Annotated in this window: 1 pseudogene; it reads left to right on the top strand. The window is 34.8% G+C overall.

From position 1 onward, the window contains the following. Window positions 1–187 precede the first annotated feature (187 nt). Window positions 188–794 (top strand): annotated as a pseudogene (locus tag JEM65_RS20595) (ornithine cyclodeaminase family protein); the annotation flags it as partial.

Raw genomic sequence — 794 nt, 5'->3', positions numbered from 1 at the left:
TATCGGACAATAATTATATTTAATATACCTCAGTTTGTATTAGGTTGAATGAAGCCTAGAATCTCATTTATAAGTTTTGAGTACACACATTTATTATGGTCATCAAAGTCAATAGGCCTTTAGAATGATATGATTAATCATTCAGTAAATAACATCATTATGATAAACTCCTTTAGCCAATAAATTTATGAAAAATATAGTTCAAATAGATGCAGATTTTGTAGAGAAACATACAGATTTCTTAAATTTAATCGCGGACTTAGAATCTATGTCTGCGAACAAAGAACTTCTGGTCCCAATGAGGCATCATCATGATTTCCCCAATCCGGAAGTTGGTATGGAATCCACGCTATTACTGATGCCAGCTTGGAATCCTGGGAAGGACGCTGGTGTAAAAATAGCAACGGTCAGTCCAGCTAATGGAAAGTTTAATCTACCTGCCATTCAGGGAGTTTATATTTATTTAGATGCCTTAAAGGGCACAATAAAAGCTATTATAGAAGCTAAAAGTCTAACGGTAAAACGTACTGCCGCAGCTTCAGCATTAGCTTCAAAATTCTTAAGCCGAAAGAATTCCAAATCATTATTAATGATTGGAACTGGAGCTTTATCTCCAAATCTCATTAAAGCTCATGCCAGAGTTAGACCCATAGAACAGGTTTTTGTTTGGGGTAGAAACTTTGACAAAGCGAAGGCTATTTGTGACACCTTAATGGATAAAAATTTTAAAATAACTCCTATAAAAAATATTGAAGAAAAAATCAGCGCGGTAGATATCATCTCTTGCGCTACCC

The sequence above is a fragment of the Gelidibacter salicanalis genome (assembly GCF_016469035.1).
Taxonomy (GTDB): domain Bacteria; phylum Bacteroidota; class Bacteroidia; order Flavobacteriales; family Flavobacteriaceae; genus Gelidibacter; species Gelidibacter salicanalis_A.
The sequence above is the reverse complement of the archived record's forward strand: the minus strand, read 5'-3'. Positions and strand labels throughout refer to the sequence as shown.